Genomic DNA, 22637 nt, shown 5'->3' on the forward strand with positions numbered 1-22637 from the left:
CTGGTCTCGTGCGGATCCTGGTGGTCGGAAGTGGCGGGGTGGGCGACGCGGTGGCCCGGATCGCGGCCCGGCGGCGGTTCTTCGAGCGGCTCGTCGTGGCCGACGTGGACCAGAGCCGCTCGCAGCGGACCGTCGAGGCGGCGAGTGCGCACGACGTGGTGGGCGGCCGGTTCGCGGCGGCAGTGGTCGACGCCTCGAGCGCGGCAGCGGTCGAGGCGCTGGTGCGCGAGCACGGCGCGACCCATGTGCTCAACGCCGTCGACCCGCGGTTCGTGCTGCCGATCTTCGAGGGGGTGCGGGCCGCCGGGGCGCACTACCTCGACATGGCGATGTCGCTGTCCCACGCGCACCCGGAGCGACCGTACGAGCTCCCGGGCGTGAAGCTGGGCGACGAGCAGTTCGCGCAGGCTGCCGGGTGGCAGGCGGACGGGCAGCTGGCCCTGGTCGGCATCGGCGTGGAACCCGGCCTGTCGGACGTGTTCGCGCGCTACGCCGCCGACCACCTGTTCTCCGCGATCGACGAGCTGGGGGTGCGTGACGGTGCCAACCTCGAGGTGGTCGGCGACGACGGTGAGCCGATCTTCGCGCCGTCGTTCTCCATCTGGACGACGATCGAGGAGTGCCTCAACCCGCCGGTGATCTGGTCGGCGGACCGTGCGGAGGCCGGTGCCGGGCTCGAGGACGGCTGGTTCACGGTCGCGCCGTTCCACGAGCCGGAGGTCTTCCGCTTCCCCGACCCGATCGGGGACGTCGAGTGCGTGCACGTGGAGCACGAGGAGGTCCTCCTCATGCCCCGCTGGGTCGACGCCCGGAAGGTGACGTTCAAGTACGGGCTCGGCGAGGAGTTCATCGGGGTGCTCCGGACGCTGCACCGCCTGGGGCTCGACCGGACGGAGCCGGTGACGGTCCGTGGCGTCCAGGTGAGCCCGCGCGACGTGGTCGCCGCGTCGCTGCCCGACCCGGCGACCATCGGCCCGCGCATGACCGGGTCCACGTGTGCCGGGCTGCTGGTGACGGGCACGGGCGTCGACGGCTCTCCGCGCGAGGTGTACCTGTACCACCTGGTCGACAACGCGTGGTCGATGGCGGAGTACGGCGCGCAGTGCGTCGTGTGGCAGACCGCCGTCAACCCGGTGGTGGCCCTCGAGCTCCTCGCCGCGGGCACGTGGTCCGGCGCAGGGGTGCTCGGCCCGGAGGCGTTCGACGCCGTGCCGTTCCTCGAGCTTCTCGCGGCACCGACCCCGGAGGGCTACGGCTCGCCGTGGGGCCTGGAGGAGCGCGCCCCGGCCTAGAGAGCGCGGAGCGCGTCCTCGAGCACCGTCAGGGCCTCGTCGAGGAGGTCGTGCCCGATCACCAGCGGGGGGAGCAGCCGCAGGACGTTGCCCCAGGTGCCGCACGTGAGCACCAGGACTCCCTGCGCCGCGCACGCCGCCGCGACCTGCTGGGCGGCGGCCTTGTCGGGCTCGAGCGTCCCGGGCCGGACCAGCTCGACGGCGAGCATCGCGCCGCGGCCGCGCACGTCGGCCAGCGCCGGGACCTCGTCGCGGAGCGCCGTCAGCCGGGGGACGACGGCCGCCTCGATCGCACGCGCGGCTGCCGCCAGGTCGTCGCGCTCGTAGATCTCGAGCGCCGCCAGGGCCGCTGCGCACGCCAGCGGGTTGCCGCCGAACGTGCCGCCCAACCCGCCCGCGTGCACGGCGTCGAGCAGCTCGGCCCGCCCGGTGACGGCACCGAGGGGCAGTCCGCCCGCGATGCCCTTCGCCATGGCGACGAGGTCGGGGACGACGTCCTCGTGCTCCATCGCGAACATCGCGCCCGTCCGCGCGAACCCGGTCTGCACCTCGTCGGCGACGAGCACGATGCCGTGGTCGGCCGCCCACGCGGCGAGGGTGGACAGGAACCCGGGCGCCGGGACGACGAAGCCCCCTTCGCCGAGGACCGGTTCGACGACGAGTGCGGCCACCTGGTCGGCGCCGACCTGGCGCTCGGCCACGCCGATGGCCCGGAGCGCCGCCTGCCTGCCGGTCATCCCCGCGGGGTCGCGCAGCGGGTAGGACGCGGGCACGCGGTAGACCTCGCCGGCGAACGGCCCGAAGCCCGTCTTGTAGGGCATGGCGCGCGCCGTCATCGCCATCGTGAGGTTGGTACGCCCGTGGTACGCGTGGTCGAGCACGAGGACCGCCGGCCGGCCGGTGGCGCGGCGCGCGATCTTCACGGCGTTCTCGACGGCCTCCGCGCCGGAGTTCACCAGGACGGAGCGCTTGTCGTGGGTGCCGGGGGTGATCCGCGCGAGCGCCTCGCACACCGCGACGTACTCCTCGTAGGGGCTGATCATGAAGCAGGTGTGCGTGAAGTCCGCTGCCTGGGCGGCGACCGCCGCGGTCACCTCCGGGGCGCTCGCCCCGACGGACGTGACCGCGATGCCGGAGCCCAGGTCGATCAGCACGTTCCCGTCGACGTCCTCGATCACCGCGCCCGCCGCCCGGCTCACGTAGACCGGCAGCGTCGACGAGACGCCGGCCGCGACCGTCGCCGCACGCCGCTCGGCGAGGGCGACCGACCGCGGTCCGGGGATCGACGTGTGCAGGACGCGGCGCTGCTCCAGCGGAGGCACGGGGGTGGAAACGGTGGTCATAGGGGGACCGTAGTGCCGATCTCGTGCTCGGGAAAGGATCCCACGACGAAATCCGCCGACGGGTGGCGCCGCCCTCGGATGCGACCGTCCGGGTGACCCGGGCGCGCGTCCAGGGGGTTCCCAGCGAGAGGGGAGAGGATGTCCCCGCGAGGGTCGACCGCGGCCCCGCACTCGCGCGTGCGCGCGGGCTGCTGACGGAGGGGTCGATGGAGTACCTGGTCGGTTTACTGATCGTGGTCGTGGTGCTGCTGCTGTCCATCGGGCTGCACGAGATCGGTCACATGGTGCCCGCCAAGCGCTTCGGTGTCCGGGTGAGCCACTACATGGTGGGCTTCGGTCCGACGCTCTGGTCGCGCACCAAGGGCGAGACGGAGTACGGCCTGAAGGCGATCCCGCTCGGCGGCTACGTGCGGCTCGTCGGCATGTACCCGCCCGACGCCGCTGTCGGCAACCCGCCGGCGCGCACCTGGCTCGGCCGGCTCGCGCGCGACGCCCGTGAGGCCAGCGCCGAGGAGATCCGGCCGGGCGAGGACGCCCGCGCCTTCTACCACCTGTCGACGCCCAAGAAGCTGGTCGTGATGCTCGGTGGGCCGGTGATGAACCTCCTCATCGCGGTCTTCCTCATGGCGATCGTGCTGGTCGGGATCGGTCTGCCGACGTACACGACGAACCTCACGAGCGTGTCCACCTGCGTGATCCCGGTCGGCGCCGACCAGTCGCGCGAGTGCACCCCGGCCGACGACGCCGCACCGGCCGCAGCGGCCGGCATCGAGCCCGGTGACACGGTCGTGTCCTACGACGGCACCGAGATCACGTCCTGGGACCAGCTCTCCGGCCTGATCCGCGGTTCCGACGCCCAGGCGGTCCCCATCGTCGTGGAGCGCGACGGGGAGCTGGTGGACCTCACGATCACCCCCATCGTCGCGGACCGTCCCGTGTACGACGAGGCGAACAACCCGGTCCTCGACAGCAGCGGCGACCCCGTGACCGAGCCCGTCGGCTTCCTCGGCATCACGCCGTCGCGAGAGCTGGTCCGACAGTCCCTGGTGAGTGTGCCCCGCGAGGTGGCCAACACGACGTGGCAGACGATCAAGGTCGTCGCCACGCTACCCGCCCGCGTCGGTGACCTGGTCGAGTCGCAGGTGAACGGCACGGTGCGAGACGCGAACAGCATCATCGGGGTCGTCGGCGTCGGCCGGTTCGCGGGGGAGATCGCCTCGGTCGACGGCATCGAGTGGCAGCTCAAGGCAGCCGCCCTCCTGCAGATGCTCGCCGCGCTGAACATCGCCCTGTTCGTCTTCAACCTGATCCCGCTCCCACCGCTCGACGGCGGGCACGTGGCCGCCGCCCTGTGGGAGGGCGGCAAGCGGCAGGTCGCGCGCGTGCGGGGGCTGCCTCGGCCCGGTCCGTTCGACTCGGCCAAGCTGGTCCCGCTCGCCTACTCCGTCTTCGTCCTGCTCGGCGCGGTCGGGCTGCTGCTCATCTACGCCGACATCGTGAACCCGGTGCAGATCTGAGCCGTCCTGACGCGTGGGGGCCCTGGGGTGATCTCGTGCACACCGGCCCTCGCGGGCGGGCGCGCCACCTCCCGGGTGCGATGATGAACGGGTGAGCATCCCGATCAGCCTCGGCATGCCGGAGGCGCCCCCCTTGGTCCTGGCACCCCGGCGCAAGACCCGCAAGATCAAGGTCGGCAAGATCGACGTCGGCGGAGACGCCCCCGTGAGCGTCCAGTCGATGTGCACCACGCAGACCACTGACATCAACTCGACGCTGCAGCAGATCGCCGAGCTGACCGCGGCCGGTTGCGACATCGTCCGGGTGGCCGTCCCGACGCAGGACGACGCCGAGGCGCTCCCCGCCATCGCGCACAAGTCGCAGATCCCCGTGATCGCGGACATCCACTTCCAGCCGAAGTACGTCTTCGCCGCGATCGACGCCGGCTGCGCCGCGGTCCGCGTGAACCCGGGCAACATCCGCAAGTTCGACGACCAGGTCAAGGAGATCGCCCGCGCGGCCACCGACGCGGGCACGTCGATCCGGATCGGCGTCAACGCCGGCTCGCTCGACCCGCGCCTGCTCGCCAAGTACGGCAAGGCCACCCCGGAGGCGCTCGTCGAGTCCGCCGTGTGGGAGGCGTCGCTGTTCGAGGAGCACGGCTTCCGCGACTTCAAGATCTCGGTCAAGCACAACGACCCCGTCATCATGGTCCGCGCCTACGAGCTGCTCTCCGAGCGCGGCGACTGGCCCCTGCACCTCGGCGTGACCGAGGCCGGGCCCGCGTTCCAGGGCACGATCAAGTCCGCGACCGCGTTCGGCGCCCTGCTGAGCAAGGGCATCGGCGACACCATCCGCGTGTCCCTGTCCGCGCCGCCGGTCGAGGAGGTCAAGGTCGGGATCCAGATCCTGCAGTCCCTCAACCTGCGCCCCCGCAAGCTCGAGATCGTGTCCTGCCCGTCGTGCGGTCGCGCCCAGGTCGACGTCTACTCGCTCGCCGAGCGCGTCACGGCCGGGCTCGAGGGCATGGAGGTGCCGCTGCGCGTCGCCGTCATGGGCTGCGTCGTGAACGGTCCCGGTGAGGCCCGCGAGGCCGACCTGGGCGTCGCGTCCGGCAACGGCAAGGGCCAGATCTTCGTGCGGGGCGAGGTCATCAAGACCGTCCCCGAGGCCCTCATCGTGGAGACCCTCATCGAGGAGGCCATGCGTCTCGCCGAGAGCATGGACCCCGTCGAGTCCGGCGACGGCTCGCCGGTCGTCACCGTCGGCTGACAGGTGCTGCCGCCCAGCGTTCACTCGATCAGCGTGTCGGACATGGGGTGAACCGGACGCCCGTGGTGCAGGATCTACCCATGGTGCAACGCCGCGCTGCTCTGCTCGACGGTCGGGCGGGAGGTCGTGTCCTCGGGGACGTCGACCTCACCGCAGCCCTCGCCGTCTGCGCACGGGACGCCGTCGGCTCCGTCCTCGCGACCGCCCGGCTCGAACAGGCCGTCGGCCGGACCCTGCGCGCCGCGGGCGGAACCCTGTGGGGCTACGAGGAGGGCGGCGAGCTCCTCGCCGTCTGCTACGCCGGGGCGAACATGGTCCCGGTCGCCCCCGTGGACGACCCCCACGTGGTGGGCCGCGCGCTCGACGCCTTCGCGGGGCTCGCCCGCGGGCAGGGTCGGCGCTGCTCGTCCATCGTCGGACCCGCCGAGGCGGTGCTCGGACTGTGGGGGAGGCTCCGCTACTTCTGGCCGGCCGCCCGGGAGGTACGCGAGGACCAGCCGTCGATGGTGATCGAGCACGCACCGCTGATCACGGCCGACGCCCGCGTCCGCCGGTCCCGGCCGGAGGAGTTCGACATCGTGCTCCCGGCCTGCGTCCGGATGTTCACCGAGGAGGTCGGCTACTCACCCGTCAGTGGCCCGGGGGGACCGTACGAGACGAGGGTGCACGGTCTGATCTCGCAGGGGCGCTCGTTCGTGCGCATCGACCGCCCGGACGACGTCGACCCCCGGCTCCCCGGGGACGTCGTGTTCAAGGCCGAGCTCGGTGCGGTCGCCGGGGGAGTGGCGCAGGTCCAGGGCGTCTGGGTGGCGCCGGACCGGCGCGGCGAGCGCCTGTCGGAGGCCGGGATGGCCGCCGTGGTGCAGATCGCCCGCGGTGAGGTCGCGCCGCTGGTGTCGCTCTACGTGAACAGCTACAACGAGCGGGCGCTCGCGGCGTACCGCGCGGTGGGGTTCCGCCAGGTCGGCACGTACGCCACCGTGCTGTTCTGACGGGTCAGCGCAGCAGCCGGGACATCCGCCGGTCCGCGAGCGGCTTGCCGCCGGTCTGACAGGTCGGGCAGTACTGCAGCGACGAGTCCGCGAACGACACCTCGTGCACCGTGTCTCCGCACGGCACGTCGTCCCACCCCGGGCACGGCTGACCGGTCCGGCCGTGGACCTTCATGCCGCGACGCTTGGCGTCCTTGAGCTCGGCGGCCGGCTTGCCCGACGCGGACCCCACAGCCCCGGTCAGGACCTCGCGGATCGCCTCCCACAGCACGCGGGTGCGGTCGCGGTCGAAGGACTTCGTCATCGCGAACGGGCTCATCCGGGCGGCGAGCAGGATCTCGTCCGAGTACGCGTTGCCGATCCCGGCGATCGTCCCCTGGTCACGCAGCAGGCCCTTGACCTGCTGGTTCCGCGACGCGAGCAGCTCCGCCAGGCGGTCCTCGGTGAACTCGTCGGACAGCGGCTCCACCCCCAGCGACGCGATCTGGGGGACGTCGGACGGTTCCTCGACGACGTGCACCGCGAGCCGCTTGCGCGTCCCCGCCTCGGTGAGGTCGAACCCGGACCCGTCGTCGAAGCGCACCCGCAGCGCGAGCGGTGACTTGCCGGGCCGCACGGGGTTGGTCGAGAGCTGCTCGGACCAGCGCACCCACCCGGCGCGCGACAGGTGCCAGATCAGGTGCAGCGGCTCACCCGTCGGCGTCGCCACCATGAGGTCCAGCCACTTGCCGTGCCGCTGCGCGTCGACGACGGTGCCGCCGACGAGCGCGTCGGGCGGCGGCCGGAACGTCTTCAGTGCGCTGATGGCACCGATCGACACCTCGGTCACGGCGTGGTCGACCGTCCGCCCGCGCAGGAACTGCGCGAGCGCCTCGACCTCGGGCAGCTCCGGCACGAGCACCATCCAACCGCACGGAATCGCGTACGGCTGAAGGAGCACGGGCAACTAGGCTCCGTCCATGCTCATCCGCCTGTCCCAGCTCTTCTTCCGCACGCTGCGGGAGGACCCGGTCGACGCCGAGGTCGCCAGCCACCGTCTGCTCGTGCGCGCGGGCTACATCCGCCGCGCCGCCCCCGGCATCTACACCTGGCTGCCGCTCGGCCTGCGGGTGCTCGCCAAGGTCGAGCAGGTCGTCCGCGAGGAGATGGCCGCGGCCGGTGCGCAGGAGGTCCACTTCCCGGCGCTGCTGCCCAAGGAGCCGTACGAGGCGACGGGTCGCTGGACCGAGTACGGGCCGAACATCTTCCGGCTCAAGGACCGCAAGGGCGGTGACTACCTGCTCGCGCCGACGCACGAGGAGATGTTCACGCTGTTGGTCAAGGACCTGTACTCGTCGTACAAGGACCTGCCGCTCGCGCTCTACCAGATCCAGACGAAGTACCGCGACGAGGCGCGTCCGCGCGCGGGCCTCATCCGCGGACGCGAGTTCATCATGAAGGACGCCTACTCGTTCGACGTCGACGACGCCGGGCTCGAAGCCTCCTACCAGGCGCAGCGCGACGCGTACCAGCGCATCTTCGACCGTCTCGGGCTGGAGTACGTCGTCGTGGCCGCGACGTCGGGCGCCATGGGCGGCTCGCGCTCCGAGGAGTTCCTCACGCCGACGGCGATCGGCGAGGACACGTTCGTGCGCTCGCCGGGCGGCTACGCGGCGAACGTCGAGGCGGTCACCACCGTCGTGCCCGACGCGATCCCGTTCGACGACGCCCCCGCGGCCCACGTGGAGGACACCCCGGACACGCCGACCATCGACACCCTGGTCGCCGTCGCCAACGAGCGGTTCGCGCGCCCGGACCGCCCGTGGACCGCCGCCGACACGCTCAAGAACGTCGTCCTCGCCCTCGTGCACCCCAGCGGCGAGCGCGAGCTGCTCGTCGTCGGCCTGCCCGGGGACCGCGAGGTGGACCTCAAGCGCCTCGAGGCCTCCGTCGCACCGGCGGAGGTCGAGGCCGCCGGCGACGCCGACTTCGCCCCGCACCCGGAGCTCGTGCGCGGCTACCTCGGACCCGACGTCCTCGGCCCGAACGTGCCGGTCGCGGACGGGGAGGAGCGCACCGCCATCCGGTACCTGCTCGACCCGCGGGTCGTGTCGGGCACCCGGTGGATCACCGGCGCCAACGAGCACGGCAAGCACGTGTTCGACCTCGTCGCCGGCCGCGACTTCACCGCCGACGGCACCGTCGAGGCCGCCGAGGTGCGCGCGGGCGACCCGGCTCCGGACGGTTCCGGCCCGCTCGAGCTCGCCCGCGGCATCGAGATCGGCCACATCTTCGCGCTCGGGCGCAAGTACGCCCAGGCGCTCGGCCTGACGGTGCTGGACCAGAACGGCAAGGCACAGGTGGTGACGATGGGCTCGTACGGCATCGGTGTCACCCGCGTGCTCGCCGCGCTCGCCGAGGCCAACAACGACGAGCGCGGGCTCGCCTGGCCGGCGCACGTGGCACCGGCGCACGTCCACGTCGTCGCCACCGGCAAGGACCCGGCGGTCTTCGAGGCCGCCGAGGCGATCGCCACCGAGCTCTCGTCGCGCGGTGTCGAGGTCCTCTACGACGACCGTCCGGGCAAGGTGTCGCCCGGCGTGAAGTTCGCCGACGCCGAGCTGCTGGGCGTCCCGCTGGTGGTCGTCGTCGGCCGCGGGCTGGCCGAGGGCGTCGTCGAGGTCCGTCCGCGGGTCGGCGGCACCACCGAGCAGGTCCCGGTCGCGGAGGCGGTTGATCGAGTCTCCGCCCTGGTCGCGGCCCTGCTCACGTCCTGACCCTCGCCACGACGTCCGAGCATCCGGTCGCCCCGACGACCGGATGCTCGGACGTTCGCCGAGGAGCGGGTCAGCCCGTCGGTTGCTGTGCCCGCTCCGGCAGGCCCGGGAAGGGGACCGGGGTGGCACCCCAGACGGCGGCGTCGAGGGTGGCCCGGCGCAGGCCCTCGATCAGCGTCGCCCGGCTACCGGCGCCCGCCTGCGCGACGGCGTTCGCGTAGGCGTCGGCGACGGCCGTCTCGAGCGTGCGCCCGAGGGCGGTCGCGACGGTCGGGTCATCGAGTCCTGCAGGCAGCGTGTAGGCCGCGCGGCGAGGATCCTGCGCGGACCCGTCGATCCCGGCGGCAGCCGCCCAGTCCTCGCTGCGGACACGGTGCGAGGCTGCGGTGGACGCGGCCGTCGCGCGCCGCTCGGCGGAGCTCTTGGCGGCGATGACCTCGAACCCGTAGCCGGCCTCGTCGTGCACGAGCGCGAGCACCCCGACCTCAGCGGTGGACAACGCGTCGCCAGGGGGTGCGGTGCTGTCGGGGCTGGGTGTCGGGTCGGTCGGTGCGGCGGGCTCGTCCTGGACGAGCGACGGCACCTCGGCGCCGGTGGCCTGCGCGAGCCGGGTCGCCAGCTCGCCACGGGAGGTCGCGACGGAGGCGAGCAAGCGCGCGAGCGGCCCGTCAGTCACGGCGTCGGCATCGGTCAGTGCCGTGCGCGTCGCCTCCGCGAGCTCCTCCAGGACCTCGGCCACCGACGACGTCGGCGGCGTGCTGGTGGCGGTGGGGGAGCCGGTCGGTGCCGGCAGCCCGGAGACGTACACCCCGCCGAGCTGATCCGCGTGCTGGTCGGAGAACCCGGTGACGTCGGCGAGCACGGGGGCGACCGGCTCGACGGCACCGTCGGGGAGGAGCGTGGCAGCGCTCGCCGCGGCAGAGAGGGCGAGCGAGTCGGCGACCGTCCGCGCCCGGACCTGCTCGACGGCGTCGGGGCTGGGCTCGACCGGAGGCGGCGTCTCCACCCGGAGCCCGCAGGCGGCGAGCGTGAGAACCGTCACTGCGGCGGCGAGCGCGCGCACGAGGACCCGCCCCGGGCGCGCGTGATCCCGGTGGTCTGCAGGGTTCTCGTCCACGCTCATCGCCGGTGATCCTGCCATGCCGCGGGGCCGCGGCCGTCGGGCACGCGCGGACTCGTTACTGTGGTCCCACAACATCACAGGGTCGCAACGTCGCTCGCCGACGACCCGCTGGACCGACAGGAGGCTGACATGGTCGCGCCAGCACACCCAGCACATGCTGACGGGGTCCGGCGCGTCGTGGAGCCCGCCGTCGAAGCCACCGGGCTCCTGCTCGAGGACGTCACGGTGCGCAAGGCGGGCTCGCGGTCCGTCGTCGAGGTGGTCCTCGACGTCACGGAGGACGACGAGGACGGTCTGGATCTCGACCGTGTCGCCGAGGCCACCCGAGCGGTCTCCGACGCCCTCGACGCCGCCGACATCATCGTCGGCGAGTACACCCTGGACGTGATGAGCCCCGGTGTCGACCGCGCCCTGACGGAGCGTCGCCACTTCACGCACGCGGTCGGGCACCTGGTCACGGTGACCCTGTCGGACGGTGGCACGCTCGCCGGCCGCCTGACGGAGGTGGACCGCTCCGACGACTCGATCGTCGTCGTGCCCGTGACGCCCGGGCTCAAGGGCCGCAAGCCGGTGGTGGGCGCGCCCGTGCGCGTGCCCCTGTCGGACGTGCGCCACGCGCACGTCGAGGTGGACCTGTCGGGCATCGGCCCTGTGGACGACGTGGACCCAGACGAGATGGCCGGCCCCGACGCCGCTGCCGGCAAGGAGAGCTGAGATGGACATCGACATGCAGACGCTGCGGCTGCTCGAGCGCGAACGGGAGATCAGCCTCGACGTGCTGGTCTCCGCGATCGAGCAGGCGCTGTTGTCCGCCTACCACCGCACGCCGGGCGCGCAGACGCGGGCCCGGGTCGAGGTGGACCGCAAGACCGGGCACGTGACCGTGTGGGCGCGCGAGGCCGCACCGGTGGTGGAGCCCGACGACGAGGGCATCGCGCCGCCGCCCGGTCCCGACGGGCCCGAGTTCGACGACACCCCGGACGGGTTCGGCCGCATCGCGACCGCGACCGCCCGCCAGGTCATCGTGCAGCGCCTGCGGGACGCCGAGGACGACCAGGTGCTCGGCGCGTTCCGCGGCAAGGAGGGTGAGGTCCTCGGCGGAGTCATCCAGCAGGGGCGTGACCCGCGGACGGTGCTCATCGACGTCGGCGGCACCGAGGCGGTCCTGCCCGCGCACGAGCAGGTCCCGGGCGAGGAGTACGTGCACGGCGACCGGATCCGCGGCTACGTCCTGGAGGTCGCCCGGGGTCAGCGCGGCCCGCAGGTCACCCTGTCGCGGACCCACCCGAACCTCGTGCGCAAGCTGTTCGAGCTCGAGGTCCCCGAGGTCGCCGACGGGACCGTGGAGATCACCGCGATGGCGCGTGAGGCCGGTCACCGCACCAAGATGTCCGTCCGCGCGACCGTGGCCGGCGTCAACGCCAAGGGCGCCTGCATCGGCCCGATGGGTGGCCGGGTGCGCGCCGTCATGGCCGAGCTGCACGGCGAGAAGATCGACATCGTCGACCACGCCGACGACCCGGCGGAGATGATCGCCCACGCCCTCTCGCCCGCCCGGGTGCTCTCCGTGACGGTCGTCGACCCCGTGGCGCGTGCGGCCCGCGTGATCGTGCCGGACTACCAGCTGTCGCTCGCCATCGGCAAGGAGGGGCAGAACGCCCGCCTGGCCGCGAAGCTGACGGGGTGGCGCATCGACATCCGGTCCGACGCCGAGGTGCCGGGAGAGAGCCTGCCGCACGGCGCCGACGGCGCCGACGGTGCCCATGGTGCAGCGGACGGCAGTGAGTGACCTCACGTGTGACGCCGCCGGAGCCGCGGCGCGGTAGACTTGCTGCGGCTGGGCCGGATGTCCGGCTCCTCCCGTCGAGCCGGCGGATCCCACAGACAGCTCAACAGCAGCAACACGTCTCTGGCATGGGTCCGCTCCGCACGTGCGTGGGGTGCCGAGCCACCGGCCCGAGGTCAGCCCTGCTGAGGGTGGTCGCTGTCACCGAGGGTTCAGTCGAACTCGTCGTGGACGTCGCTCGCCGGATGCCGGGCAGGGGGGCATGGCTGCACCCCGATCCTGGATGTCTCGAGAAGGCCGAACGCCGGCGTGCGTTCGGGCGCGCCCTGCGAGTTGCAGGGCAGCCCGGCACGGACGCGGTCCACCGCCACCTCGAGCAGCAGGAGCAGGACGTCGTCGGGTAGTTCCCGGCGGCGAGGCCGATCGTCGATACGGAAAGCGGGTTGGAAGCCGATGGCTGCCCGATGAGCACGCACCGATGAGTACCCAGCGATGAGTACCCAGCACTAACGACGGTCCGACCCTGTCCGGGCGGACCGAGACAGGAGAGATGTGGCCAAGGTCCGCGTCTACGAGCTCGCCAAAGAGCTCGGGGTCGACAGCAAGACCATCATGACCAAGCTGAACGAGTTCGGTGAGTTCGTTCGCTCGGCATCCTCGACCATCGAACCGCCGGTCGTCCGCAAGCTGCGGGACACCTACCCGGTCGGTGGCGGAGGTTCCGCCCCCGCAGCAGCACCCGCCCCGAAGGCACCGGCCCGCCCGGCGCCCGCCCCGGCCGCTGCCGCCCCCACAGCACCCGCCCCCGCGGCACCGGTCGAGGCTCCCCGCCCCGCGCCTGCCGCTGCGGCTCCCGCCCCGGCTGCCCCCGCAGCCCCGGCTGCCCCTGCTCCGGCACGTCCGGCTCCCGCGCGTCCGGCTCCGGCCCCCGCGCAGGCTCCCGCTGCCGCGGCCCCGGCCAGCCCGGGCGTGCGTCCCGGCCCGCGCCAGGCCCCGCCTGCCGCCCGTCCGGGCAACAACCCCTTTGCTCCGTCCCAGGGCATGCCCCGCCAGGGCGAGCGTCCCGGTGGCGGCGGTCCCCGCCCGCCGCGTCCGGGCAACAACCCGTTCGCGCCCTCGCAGGGCATGCCGCGTCCGGGTGACCGTGACCGTCGTCCTGCCGCTGCCGAGGGTGCTCCGGCGGCCTCGGCCGGCGAGCGTCCGGGCGGTCCCCGTCCCGGCGGTCCTCGTCCGGGCGGTCCCCGCCCCAACCCCGGCATGATGCCGGGCAAGACCTCCAGCGGCGTCGGTCGTCCGGGCGAGCGCCCGGCCGGTCCCGGTGGCCGTGGCGGTCCCGGTGGTGCCGGTGGCGGTGCGCGCGGCGGTTACGCCGGGCGTCCCGGCGGCGGTGGCGGTGCGCCCGGTGGCGCTCCCGGTGGCGGTGGCGGTTTCGCCGGTCGTCCCGGTGGTGGCGGCGGTCGTCCCGGTGGTGCCGGTCGCGGCAGCACGCAGGGTGCGTTCGGTCGCGCGGGCGGTCGTCCCGTCCGTGGCCGCAAGTCGAAGCGTGCGAAGCGTCAAGAGTTCGAGCAGATGCAGGCCCCCTCGCTGGGTGGCGTGCAGGTCCCTCGCGGCAACGGCAAGACCGTCGTCCGCCTGCGCCACGGCTCGTCGCTGAACGACTTCGCCGACAAGATCGACGCCAACCCGGCCGCGCTGGTCACCGTGCTGTTCCACCTCGGTGAGATGGCCACGGCGACCCAGTCGCTGGACGAGGACACGTTCGGCACGCTCGCCGAGGAGCTCGGCTACCAGATCGAGATGGTCTCGGCCGAGGAGGAGGACCGCGAGCTGCTCGGGGCCTTCGACATCGACCTGGACGCCGAGCTCGAGGCCGAGGGCGACGACGACCTGACGGCGCGGCCCCCGGTCGTCACCGTCATGGGTCACGTCGACCACGGAAAGACCAAGCTCCTCGACGCCATCCGTCAGACGGACGTCGTCGCGGGCGAGGCCGGCGGGATCACGCAGCACATCGGTGCCTACCAGGTGCACACCACGCACGAGGGCACCGACCGTGCCGTCACGTTCATCGACACCCCGGGCCACGAGGCGTTCACCGCCATGCGTGCCCGTGGTGCGCAGGTGACCGACATCGCGATCCTCGTGGTCGCGGCGGACGACGGCGTGATGCCCCAGACCATCGAGGCGCTCAACCACGCCCAGGCGGCCGGTGTGCCGATCGTGGTCGCGGTCAACAAGGTGGACAAGGAGGGGGCCAACCCCGCCAAGGTCCGCCAGCAGCTCACCGAGTACAACCTGGTGGCCGAGGAGTACGGCGGCGACACGATGTTCGTCGACGTCTCCGCGAAGTCGCTCACGGGCATCGACCAGCTGCTCGAGGCGGTCCTCCTCACGGCGGACGCAGCCCTCGACCTGCGGGCGAACGCCGACAAGGACGCGCGAGGCGTCGCCATCGAGGCGAACCTCGACAAGGGGCGCGGTGCCGTGGCAACCGTCCTGGTCCAGTCGGGCACGCTCGAGGTCGGCGACTCGATCGTCGCCGGCACGGCCTACGGCCGCGTCCGTGCGATGTTCGACGAGCATGGCGAGCCGGTCACGGTGGCCGGTCCGTCGCGTCCGGTCCAGGTCCTCGGTCTGACCTCGGTGCCCCGCGCCGGCGACACGTTCATCGTGGCTCCGGACGACCGCACCGCGCGTCAGATCGGCGAGAAGCGCGAGGCGGCCGAGCGTGCCGCACTCCTGGCGAAGCGTCGCAAGCGCATCAGCCTCGAGGACTTCACGCAGGCGCTCCAGCAGGGCAAGGTCGAGACCCTCAACCTGGTCCTCAAGGGCGACGTGTCGGGTGCCGTCGAGGCGCTCGAGGACGCGCTGCTCAAGATCGACGTGGGCGAGGAGGTCGAGCTGCGGGTCATCCACCGTGGGGTGGGTGCCATCACGCAGAACGACGTCAACCTGGCGACGGTCGACTCGGCGATCATCATCGGCTTCAACGTCAAGTACGCGGAGCGCGTCGAGGAGCTGGCTGACCGCGAGGGCGTCGACGTGCGCTTCTACTCGGTCATCTACCAGGCGATCGACGACGTCGAGGCGGCCCTCAAGGGCATGCTCAAGCCGGAGTACGAGGAGGTGCAGCTCGGTTCCGCCGAGGTGCGCGAGGTCTTCCGCTCGTCGAAGTTCGGCAACATCGCCGGGTCGATCGTGCGGTCGGGTCTCATCCGACGGAACACGAAGGCGCGCGTCTCGCGTGGCGGCAAGATCATCGGCGACAACCTGACGATCGAGTCGCTCAAGCGGTTCAAGGACGACGCCACCGAGGTCCGCGAGGGCTTCGAGTGCGGCATCGGCCTCGGCTCGTTCAACGACGTCGAGACCGGCGACACCATCGAGACCTGGGAGATGCGCGAGAAGCCTCGCGCCTGACCCCGGTGATCAACGCCCGCGGGGCGGGCGAGGAGCACTCCTCGCCCGCCCCGCGGTCTCTCACGAGAAGAAGGGATCGTCCCGATGGCGGACACCGCCCGCGCCCGCAAGCTGTCCGAGCGCATCCAGCAGGTCGTCGCGCAGATGCTCGACACCCGCATCAAGGACCCGCGTCTCGGGTTCGTGACGGTCACCGACGTCCGCGTCACGGGTGACCTCCAGCACGCCGACGTCTTCTACACGGTCCTCGGCGACGACGCCGCGCGCACCGACACCGCCGCCGCGCTGGAGAGCGCGAAGGGCATCATCCGGTCCGAGGTCGGCAAGCAGACCGGGATCCGGCTGACCCCGTCGCTCGACTTCCACCTCGACGCGCTGCCGGACACGTCCGCGCAGCTGGACGCCGCGCTGCTCGAGGCCGCCCGGCGGGACCGCGAGGTCGCCGCGCTGGCCGCCCAGGCGAGCTTCGCGGGGGACGCGGACCCGTACAAGAAGGCCGACGAGGACGAGACGGACGACTGACGCATGCAGACGGCGGCGCCCCCGGGAACGGGGGCGCCGCCGTGTTGTCGGTGCTGGTCGTCAGACCCGTAGGCGTCCGGTCTCGCGCGGCATCCACACCAGCACCATCACGGCCCCGAGTGCCACGACGACCGAGGCCACCAGGGCGGCCGGCTGCAGGCCCGCGACGTAGCCGTCGGGTGTCAGGGTGCCGTCCGACGCGGTGAACACCGCGACCAGGGCCGCGACGCCCAGTGCGCCGCCGACCTCACGGATCGTCGAGTTCACGGAGCTGGCGGTGCCGTGGTCGTCGGGCGCCATGTCGAAGAGCACCGCGGTCGCGCTCGGCGCGAAGGTCAGGCCCATGCCGATGCCCGCCAGGGCGAGCCCGGGCACGAGGTCGGCGTAGACCAGGGTGTCGCTGGCGACGACGAGACCCATCCACGCCAGGCCGGCGGCCTGCAGGGCCAGGCCCGCCGCGAGCAGCGGACGGACACCCACGCGGGGGGCGAGCATCCCGGCGATCGGCGCGAAGATCATCGGTGCGGCGGTCCACGGCAGCGTGCGGAGCCCGGCCTCCAGAGGCGTGTAGCCCATCCCGATCTGCAGGTACTGGGCGAGCAGGAAGACGAGGCCGAAGACGCCGAACGAGAACACCAGCGCGCTGCCGTTGGCCACCGCGAACGAGCGCACGCGGAACAGGCGCAGCGGGATCAGGGGGTGGTCGGTGCGTGACTCGCGGAGCAGGAACGCGCCGAGCAGGAGGGCGCCGAGCACCATCCCGCCGACGACGGTGACCGAGCCCCAGCCGTCGTCGTTGCCCCGGATGATCGCCCAGGTCAGCGAGAGGATGCCCGCACCGGCCAGGACCAGTCCGGCGAGGTCGAGCGGCTGGCGCCGACCGTGCGACTCGGGCAGCGCCCAGAACACCAAGGGGATGGCGACGACGGCGACGGGGACGTTGATCCAGAAGATCGCCTCCCAGGAGATGCCGTCGACCACCGCACCACCGATGACGGGCCCGAGCGCGACGCCGAGCCCGGAGACACCGCCCCAGATCCCGATCGCCATCGCCCGACGAGCGGCGGGCACCGCCCCGGCGAGGAGGGTGAGGGACAGCGGCATGATCGCCGCGGCGCCGACGCCCTGGACGGCTCGGGCGGCGATGAGCAGCTCCGCGCTCGTGGCCAGGGCGGACGCGATCGACGCGAGCGCGAACACGACGATGCCGGCGACGAACACCCGGCGGCGTCCCCACCGGTCGCCGAGGGTCGCGGCGGCGATCATCAGGGTCGCGAAGCTCAGCGTGTAGGCGTTCACCATCCACTGGAGCTGCTCGAGCGTGGCGGAGAGCTCGGTGCGCAGGACGGGCAGCGCGGTCGTCATGACGAGGTTGTCGAGCGTGGCCATGAACATGGGGACGGACGCGGCGATGAGCGCGACGGCGGTGCCCCGGCGCCGACGGACCGCAGGTGGCGCGACGGGTAGCTCGGCGGGTGCCGGCATCGTGACGGTCACGGGAGTCTCCTAGTTGGCATTGATTGATTACTAACAAGAGCAGACCGTAGGCATCGGCTGATAACATGTCAACCATGTCTCAGGAGCAGCCCGTCGACTGGACGGCGCGGAAGCCGGCCCAGCGCATGTCCGGCACCCAGCGGCGTGCCGAGATCCTCGTCGCCGCCCGCACGGTGTTCGCGGAACGCGGGTACGCGGCCAGCACCGACGAGGTCGCCCGTGCGGCCGGGGTGTCGCAGCCCTACGTCGTCCGACTCTTCGGGACGAAGCGCGAGCTCTTCCTCGAGACGTACTCCGAGGCCAGCGCGCAGATCCTCGCGACGCTCGAGGCGGTTCCGGCAGGCCCCGACGCGGGGCACGCGATGGGCGACGCGTACGTCAGCCTCCTGGCGGACCGCGACCTGCTGCGCCTGGTCATGCACGGGTTCATCGCGGGCGCCGACGACGAGGTCGGTCGGGTCGCCCGGCACACGCTGGGGGAGGCGTTCCGTCTGTTCCGGGAGCGGTCCGGCGCCGACGACGAGACCGCCCGCAGGTTCGTCGCGCAGGGGATGCTCATCAACGTGCTCCTCGCGGTCGACGCACCGGCGCACCGCGGCGAGGACAGCGGTCTCGACGCGCTCGTGCAGTGCGTGGAGGACGGCATCGCCGAGCGGCGCACCGCGTGACGCGCGCCGCGGGGTCGTCGAACGAGCACGGCCCCAGGCGCCCGACGGCCGCGGACGGGGTCGTCGTCGTCGACAAGCCCGCCGGCTGGACCAGCCATGACGTCGTGGCGCGCATGCGGCGCCTGGCGAGCACGCGCAAGGTCGGGCACGCGGGCACGCTCGACCCGATGGCCACCGGCGTCCTCGTCGTCGGCATCGGTCGGGCGACGAGGCTGCTGACCTACATCGTCGGCGCCGACAAGGAGTACACCGCCACCATCCGGCTCGGTGTCGCAACGACCACGGACGACGCCGAGGGGGAGACCCTCGCCACCGTCGACGCCTCCGGCGTGACGTCCGCGGACGTCGTCGCGGGCGCAGCCGCCCTGACGGGCGCGATCCAGCAGGTGCCGAGCGCCGTCTCGGCCATCAAGGTCGACGGCCAGCGTGCGTACGCGCGCGTCCGGGCGGGCGAGGACGTCGAGCTGGCGGCGCGCCCCGTCACGGTCGGTCGGTTCGACGTGCACGAGGTGCGTCCGGCGCGGACCGAGGAGGGGTCGCCGGTGCTCGACGTCGACGTGACGGTGGTCGTCTCGTCGGGGACCTACGTGCGCGCCCTCGCCCGCGACCTGGGGGCGGGGCTCGGCGTCGGCGGCCACCTGACGGCGTTGCGGCGCACGCGGGTCGGGGGCTACGGGCTCGACGTCGCCAGGTCGCTGGACGACCTCGGTGCCCTGCCGGCGGACGAGCCGATCGGCGTGGTGTCGCTGGCCGACTCCGCCCGCGCCACGTTCCCGGTGCGGGAGCTCTCGGCCGACGAGGCCAGGGCCCTGTCCTACGGGCAGTCGATCGGCGTCGTCGAGGGCGCGCCGGCGGCGACCGTGGCGGGAATCGACAGGGAGGGTCGGCTCGTCGCGCTGCTCGAGGAGCGCGGCGGCAAGGTCCGGCCCGCTCTGGTGTTCTCGCCCGCCTGAGCGCGTGGGCATCCGTCCCCCGTCCGGACGAATCGTTTCGAGACTCTTCCGATATGTCCGGTTCCACGGGTACTCTGCGCGGAGCGTCACAGCGCCCCAGGGTCGTGGGAGCGCTCCTATCTAGGGAGACACCGTGGTTTCTCGTCGCACCTGGCGCGCAGGCGCCGCCTTGACCGCTACAGCCGCACTCCTGCTCGTGGGCGTCGCACCGGCCGTCGCCGACGTCCCGGAGGAGTCGTTCACCGACGGCCCCGGAGCGTGGGTCGCGTACGGCCACGAGGGGGCGATCGACACCAGCGGCGGCGCCTTCTGCGTCGACGTGCCCGCCGGCTCGGCGCAGTACGGGGTCGGCGTGCTGCTCAACGGTGTCGAGGTCGAGCAGGGGTCGACGTACACGCTCGCGTTCTCGGCATCGGCGACGACGGACGTCACCGTCCGCGCGCTCGTCGGCCAGAACGGTGCGCCGTACGGCACCGTGGTCGACCAGAGCCCGGCGCTGACGTCGGAGCTCACGGAGTTCTCCTACGAGTTCACCGCGGCCGACAGCTACCCCGCGACCGCCACGCCCGACGAGCCCGAGGGCCAGATCGCGTTCCAGCTCGGCGGCTTCAGCCCTGACGCGTGGACCTTCTGCCTCGACGACGTGTCGCTGTCCTCCGACGTCGAGCTCCTGCCGCACACCTCGTTCGCCGAGTCGCTGGGGCCGTGGGGCCTGTACGGCGGGTCGGACCCGGTGTTCACCGACGGGGGCGTCTGCACCGCCCTGCCCGGGGGGCAGAGCAACCCCTGGGACGCAGGCCTGGCGTTCACGGGGATCCCGGTCGAGGAGGGGCAGAACTACGTCCTGACGTTCACGGCCAGCGCGACACCGGAGACCCCGGTGCGCGTCATCGTCGGCGAAGGCGGTGGGGCGTACCGGACCACGTTCGAGCAGGCGTCCGTGCCGCTGACCAGTGAGCTGACGACCTACACGTACCCGTTCACGGCGAACCTCACGTTCCCGGCCGACGGCACGGCGCCAGGCCAGCTGGCCTTCCACCTGGGCAAGTCGGTCGCGTACGAGTTCTGCATCACGGACGTGTCGCTGCGGACCACCGCGAGCCCGCCGCCGCCGTACGAGCCCGAGACCGGGCCGCGCGTGCGCGTCAACCAGGTGGGGTACGTGCCCGAGGGCCCGAAGCGCGCCACGCTCGTGACGGACGCGACCGAGGCGCTGCCGTGGGAGCTGCACGACGCGGCCGACGCCGTCGTGGCGACCGGGACCACCGCTCCCGAGGGTGCCGACGCGTCGACCGGCCTGGACGTGCACGTCATCGACTTCTCGGACGTCACCACCACCGGTGCCGGGTTCACGCTCGTCGCCGACGGCGAGACGAGCCGGCCGTTCGACATCGACGCGGACCTGTACCAGCAGCTCCGCCAGGACGCGCTCGACTACTTCTACCTGGCCCGCTCCGGTACGCCGATCGACGGCGCGATCGTCGGCGAGGAGTACGCCCGCGTGGCCGGGCACGTCGGGGTCGCCCCCAACCAGGGCGACACCGAGGTGCCGTGCATCGGTCCGCGTGACTACTACGACGGCTGGACCTGCGACTACACGCTCGACGTCTCGGGCGGCTGGTACGACGCCGGCGACCACGGCAAGTACGTCGTCAACGGCGGCATCTCGGTGGCGCAGCTGCTCGGCACCTACGAGCGCACCCTGACCGCGTGGACGGCGACGCCGGGGGCGCTCGGCGACGGCACCCTCGACCTGCCCGAGCACGGCAACGACGTGCCCGACGTGCTGGACGAGGCGCGCTGGGAGCTCGAGTGGATGCAGAAGATGATCGCGCCCTCCGGCGAGTACGCCGGGATGGTGCACCACAAGATCCACGACGAGGGCTGGACGGGCCTGCCGCTGGCTCCTGCGGACGACCCGCAGGTGCGCTCGCTCCACCGTCCGTCCACGGCTGCGACCCTCAACGTCGCCGCGGTGGCCGCGCAGGGTGCCCGCCTGTTCCGCGAGTACGACGCCGCGTTCGCCGACTCCCTGCTGGCGACGGCGCGGTCGACCTGGGCCGCCGCGCTCGAGCACCCGGCCGTCTACGCACCCGCCGCGGCGGGCGCCGACGGTGGTGGCCCGTACGACGACTCCGTCGTCACGGACGAGTTCTACTGGGCGGCTGCGGAGCTGTTCCTGACCACCGGGGAGGACGCCTTCGAGCAGTACGTCCTCACCAGCCCGCAGCACACGGCGGACGTGTTCACGGCCGGCGGGTTCAACTGGGGCAGCGTCGCGGCGCTCGGCCGGATCGACCTGGCCACGGTGCCGAACGACCTGCCCGGCCTCGACGAGGTCAAGGCGTCCGTCGTCGCCGGCGCGGACGAGTACGTCGCCAGCCAGGCGGCGCACCCGTGGGGCTCCGTCTACTCGCCCGACTCCGGCGCCTACGACTGGGGCTCCAGCTCCTCGGTGACCAACAACCTGGTCGTCCTCGGCGTGGCCTACGACCTCACCGGTGACGCGACGTACAGCCGCGCGGTGCTCGAGGGCATGGACTACCTGCTGGGCCGCAACGGCCTCAACCAGTCCTACGTGACCGGGTGGGGCGAGGTGGCCTCGCACCAGCAGCACAGCCGCTGGTTCGCCAACTCCCTCGACCCGGGCCTGCCCGAGCCGCCGCCGGGTTCGCTCGCGGGCGGCCCGAACTCGATGACCGGCACGTGGGACCCGACGATGCAGTCGACGTTCACCGAGGGCTGCGCACCGGCCATGTGCTACCTCGACGTCATCTCCTCCTGGGCGTCCAACGAGATCACGATCAACTGGAACTCGTCGATGTCCTGGGTGGCGTCGTTCGTCGCCGACCTGGGTGCCGGTGCGCCGGTGCAGGTGGCCCCGGCCATCACGGCACAGCCCGCGTCGGTGACGGCGGCCCTCGGGTCGACGGCGTCGTTCACCGCGGCGGCGTCGGGCACGCCCACGCCGACCGTCCAGTGGCAGGTCCAGCAGGCCGGCCCGTGGCGCGACATCGTCGGCGCCACGGCGACGACCCTGGACGTCGTGGTCACGGCCGATGCCCGGTACCGGGCGGTGTTCACCAACGCGGCAGGGTCGGCGACGACGGCGGTGGCGACGTTGAAGGTCGCGAAGTCGGCCCCGGTCGTCACCAAGCACCCGCAGCCGGTCCGTGCGGCGCTCGGGAAGACCGTGACGTTCACCGCGGCCGCGACCGGGTACCCGGCTCCGTCGGTCACGTGGCAGGTGCGCTGGTTCGGCAGCCCGTGGGTCACGGTGCCGGGCGCGAAGAGCACGACGCTCACGTTCAAGGCCAGCGTGCTGAGCGTCGGCACGGAGTACCGGGCGGTCTTCAAGAACCCGGCCGGGACGACGGCCACCAACCCCGCGAAGCTCACGATCACGCTCCCGGGACACCCTCGCAGCTAGTCGTCGCGGCCTGACGGCCACCCGGCGCGCGCCTCGATGGCGTGCGCCGGGTGGGCGGGATGGCAGGCTTGTCCGTCGAGCCCTCG

17 protein-coding genes are annotated in these 22637 nt (G+C 72.7%); 13 read left to right on the forward strand and 4 right to left on the reverse strand.

Features of this window, described 5'->3' with window-relative positions:
- The first annotated feature begins 8 nt into the window (after window positions 1-8).
- Window positions 9-1292: a saccharopine dehydrogenase family protein gene (locus ASF78_RS15575; protein WP_056591351.1), complete on the forward strand. Its 1284-nt coding sequence runs from the start codon at window positions 9-11 to the stop codon at window positions 1290-1292.
- On the opposite strand, the gene gabT is transcribed toward ASF78_RS15575, so the two are convergent.
- On the reverse strand, window positions 1289-2635 hold the full coding sequence (gene gabT / locus ASF78_RS15580) for a 4-aminobutyrate--2-oxoglutarate transaminase (RefSeq protein WP_056591354.1): 1347 nt from the start codon (window positions 2633-2635) through the stop codon (window positions 1289-1291). The two genes, ASF78_RS15575 and gabT, sit on opposite strands and share 4 nt — an antisense overlap.
- A gap of 206 nt (window positions 2636-2841) precedes the next feature.
- Between gabT and ASF78_RS15585 the strand changes: the two genes are divergently transcribed.
- The 3 genes from ASF78_RS15585 (at window position 2842) to ASF78_RS15595 (ending at window position 6396) form a co-directional block, all read left to right on the forward strand.
- Window positions 2842-4152 (forward strand): RIP metalloprotease, encoded by a 1311-nt coding sequence (locus ASF78_RS15585; protein ID WP_056591357.1) that lies wholly within the window; start codon window positions 2842-2844, stop codon window positions 4150-4152.
- Between the two features lie 91 nt (window positions 4153-4243).
- Window positions 4244-5404, forward strand: coding sequence for a flavodoxin-dependent (E)-4-hydroxy-3-methylbut-2-enyl-diphosphate synthase (ispG, locus tag ASF78_RS15590; RefSeq protein ID WP_056591359.1), 1161 nt, complete (start codon window positions 4244-4246; stop codon window positions 5402-5404).
- A gap of 80 nt (window positions 5405-5484) precedes the next feature.
- Window positions 5485-6396 carry a DUF4081 domain-containing GNAT family N-acetyltransferase gene (locus tag ASF78_RS15595; protein WP_056591362.1) on the forward strand — a complete coding sequence of 304 codons (912 nt, stop codon included), beginning with the start codon at window positions 5485-5487 and terminating at the stop codon, window positions 6394-6396.
- Between the two features lie 4 nt (window positions 6397-6400).
- Here the strand turns inward: ASF78_RS15595 and ASF78_RS15600 are convergent, their stop codons facing one another.
- Window positions 6401-7291: an Fpg/Nei family DNA glycosylase gene (locus tag ASF78_RS15600; RefSeq protein WP_056591767.1), complete on the reverse strand. Its 891-nt coding sequence runs from the start codon at window positions 7289-7291 to the stop codon at window positions 6401-6403.
- Between the two features lie 64 nt (window positions 7292-7355).
- Here ASF78_RS15600 and ASF78_RS15605 point away from each other — a divergent pair, with 64 nt between their 5' ends.
- A complete protein-coding gene (locus tag ASF78_RS15605) occupies window positions 7356-9152 on the forward strand; it encodes a proline--tRNA ligase (RefSeq protein WP_056591365.1) in 1797 nt (598 codons plus the stop codon).
- A gap of 70 nt (window positions 9153-9222) precedes the next feature.
- Here the strand turns inward: ASF78_RS15605 and ASF78_RS15610 are convergent, their stop codons facing one another.
- Window positions 9223-10275: a DUF4439 domain-containing protein gene (locus tag ASF78_RS15610; protein WP_056591368.1), complete on the reverse strand. Its 1053-nt coding sequence runs from the start codon at window positions 10273-10275 to the stop codon at window positions 9223-9225.
- A gap of 129 nt (window positions 10276-10404) precedes the next feature.
- On the opposite strand from ASF78_RS15610, the gene rimP reads away from it, so the two are divergent.
- The 5 genes from rimP to rbfA all read left to right on the forward strand — a co-directional run bounded on the left by rimP (window position 10405) and on the right by rbfA (window position 16003).
- Complete coding sequence (gene rimP / locus ASF78_RS15615) at window positions 10405-10989, forward strand: ribosome maturation factor RimP (RefSeq protein ID WP_056591371.1); 585 nt, start codon at window positions 10405-10407, stop codon at window positions 10987-10989.
- 1 nt (window position 10990) lies between these two features.
- Window positions 10991-12064, forward strand: a complete 1074-nt coding sequence (gene nusA, locus ASF78_RS15620; protein ID WP_056591373.1) for a transcription termination factor NusA — start codon at window positions 10991-10993, stop codon at window positions 12062-12064.
- A gap of 125 nt (window positions 12065-12189) precedes the next feature.
- On the forward strand, window positions 12190-12465 hold the full coding sequence (locus ASF78_RS15625) for a YlxR family protein (protein WP_056591377.1): 276 nt from the start codon (window positions 12190-12192) through the stop codon (window positions 12463-12465).
- A 148-nt stretch (window positions 12466-12613) separates the two neighbouring features.
- Window positions 12614-15481 (forward strand): translation initiation factor IF-2, encoded by a 2868-nt coding sequence (gene infB, locus ASF78_RS15630; protein WP_056591380.1) that lies wholly within the window; start codon window positions 12614-12616, stop codon window positions 15479-15481.
- A gap of 84 nt (window positions 15482-15565) precedes the next feature.
- Window positions 15566-16003, forward strand: a complete 438-nt coding sequence (rbfA, locus tag ASF78_RS15635; RefSeq protein ID WP_056591382.1) for a 30S ribosome-binding factor RbfA — start codon at window positions 15566-15568, stop codon at window positions 16001-16003.
- Window positions 16004-16063: 60 nt separating this feature from the next.
- Here rbfA and ASF78_RS15640 read toward each other — a convergent pair whose 3' ends face one another.
- Window positions 16064-17500 (reverse strand): MFS transporter, encoded by a 1437-nt coding sequence (locus tag ASF78_RS15640; RefSeq protein ID WP_235518623.1) that lies wholly within the window; start codon window positions 17498-17500, stop codon window positions 16064-16066.
- A gap of 74 nt (window positions 17501-17574) precedes the next feature.
- Here ASF78_RS15640 and ASF78_RS15645 point away from each other — a divergent pair, with 74 nt between their 5' ends.
- The 3 genes from ASF78_RS15645 to ASF78_RS15655 all read left to right on the forward strand — a co-directional run bounded on the left by ASF78_RS15645 (window position 17575) and on the right by ASF78_RS15655 (window position 22551).
- Entirely contained in the window at window positions 17575-18168 is a 594-nt protein-coding gene (locus ASF78_RS15645; RefSeq protein ID WP_235518624.1) for a TetR/AcrR family transcriptional regulator, read from the forward strand.
- Complete coding sequence (truB, locus tag ASF78_RS15650) at window positions 18165-19121, forward strand: tRNA pseudouridine(55) synthase TruB (RefSeq protein WP_056591384.1); 957 nt, start codon at window positions 18165-18167, stop codon at window positions 19119-19121. Before ASF78_RS15645 ends, truB begins: the two co-directional genes overlap by 4 nt.
- A gap of 169 nt (window positions 19122-19290) precedes the next feature.
- Window positions 19291-22551 (forward strand): glycoside hydrolase family 9 protein, encoded by a 3261-nt coding sequence (locus tag ASF78_RS15655; RefSeq protein ID WP_235518625.1) that lies wholly within the window; start codon window positions 19291-19293, stop codon window positions 22549-22551.
- Window positions 22552-22637: the final 86 nt, after the last annotated feature.

This window comes from Cellulomonas sp. Leaf334 (assembly GCF_001424195.1).
Classification (GTDB): Bacteria; Actinomycetota; Actinomycetes; order Actinomycetales; family Cellulomonadaceae; genus Cellulomonas.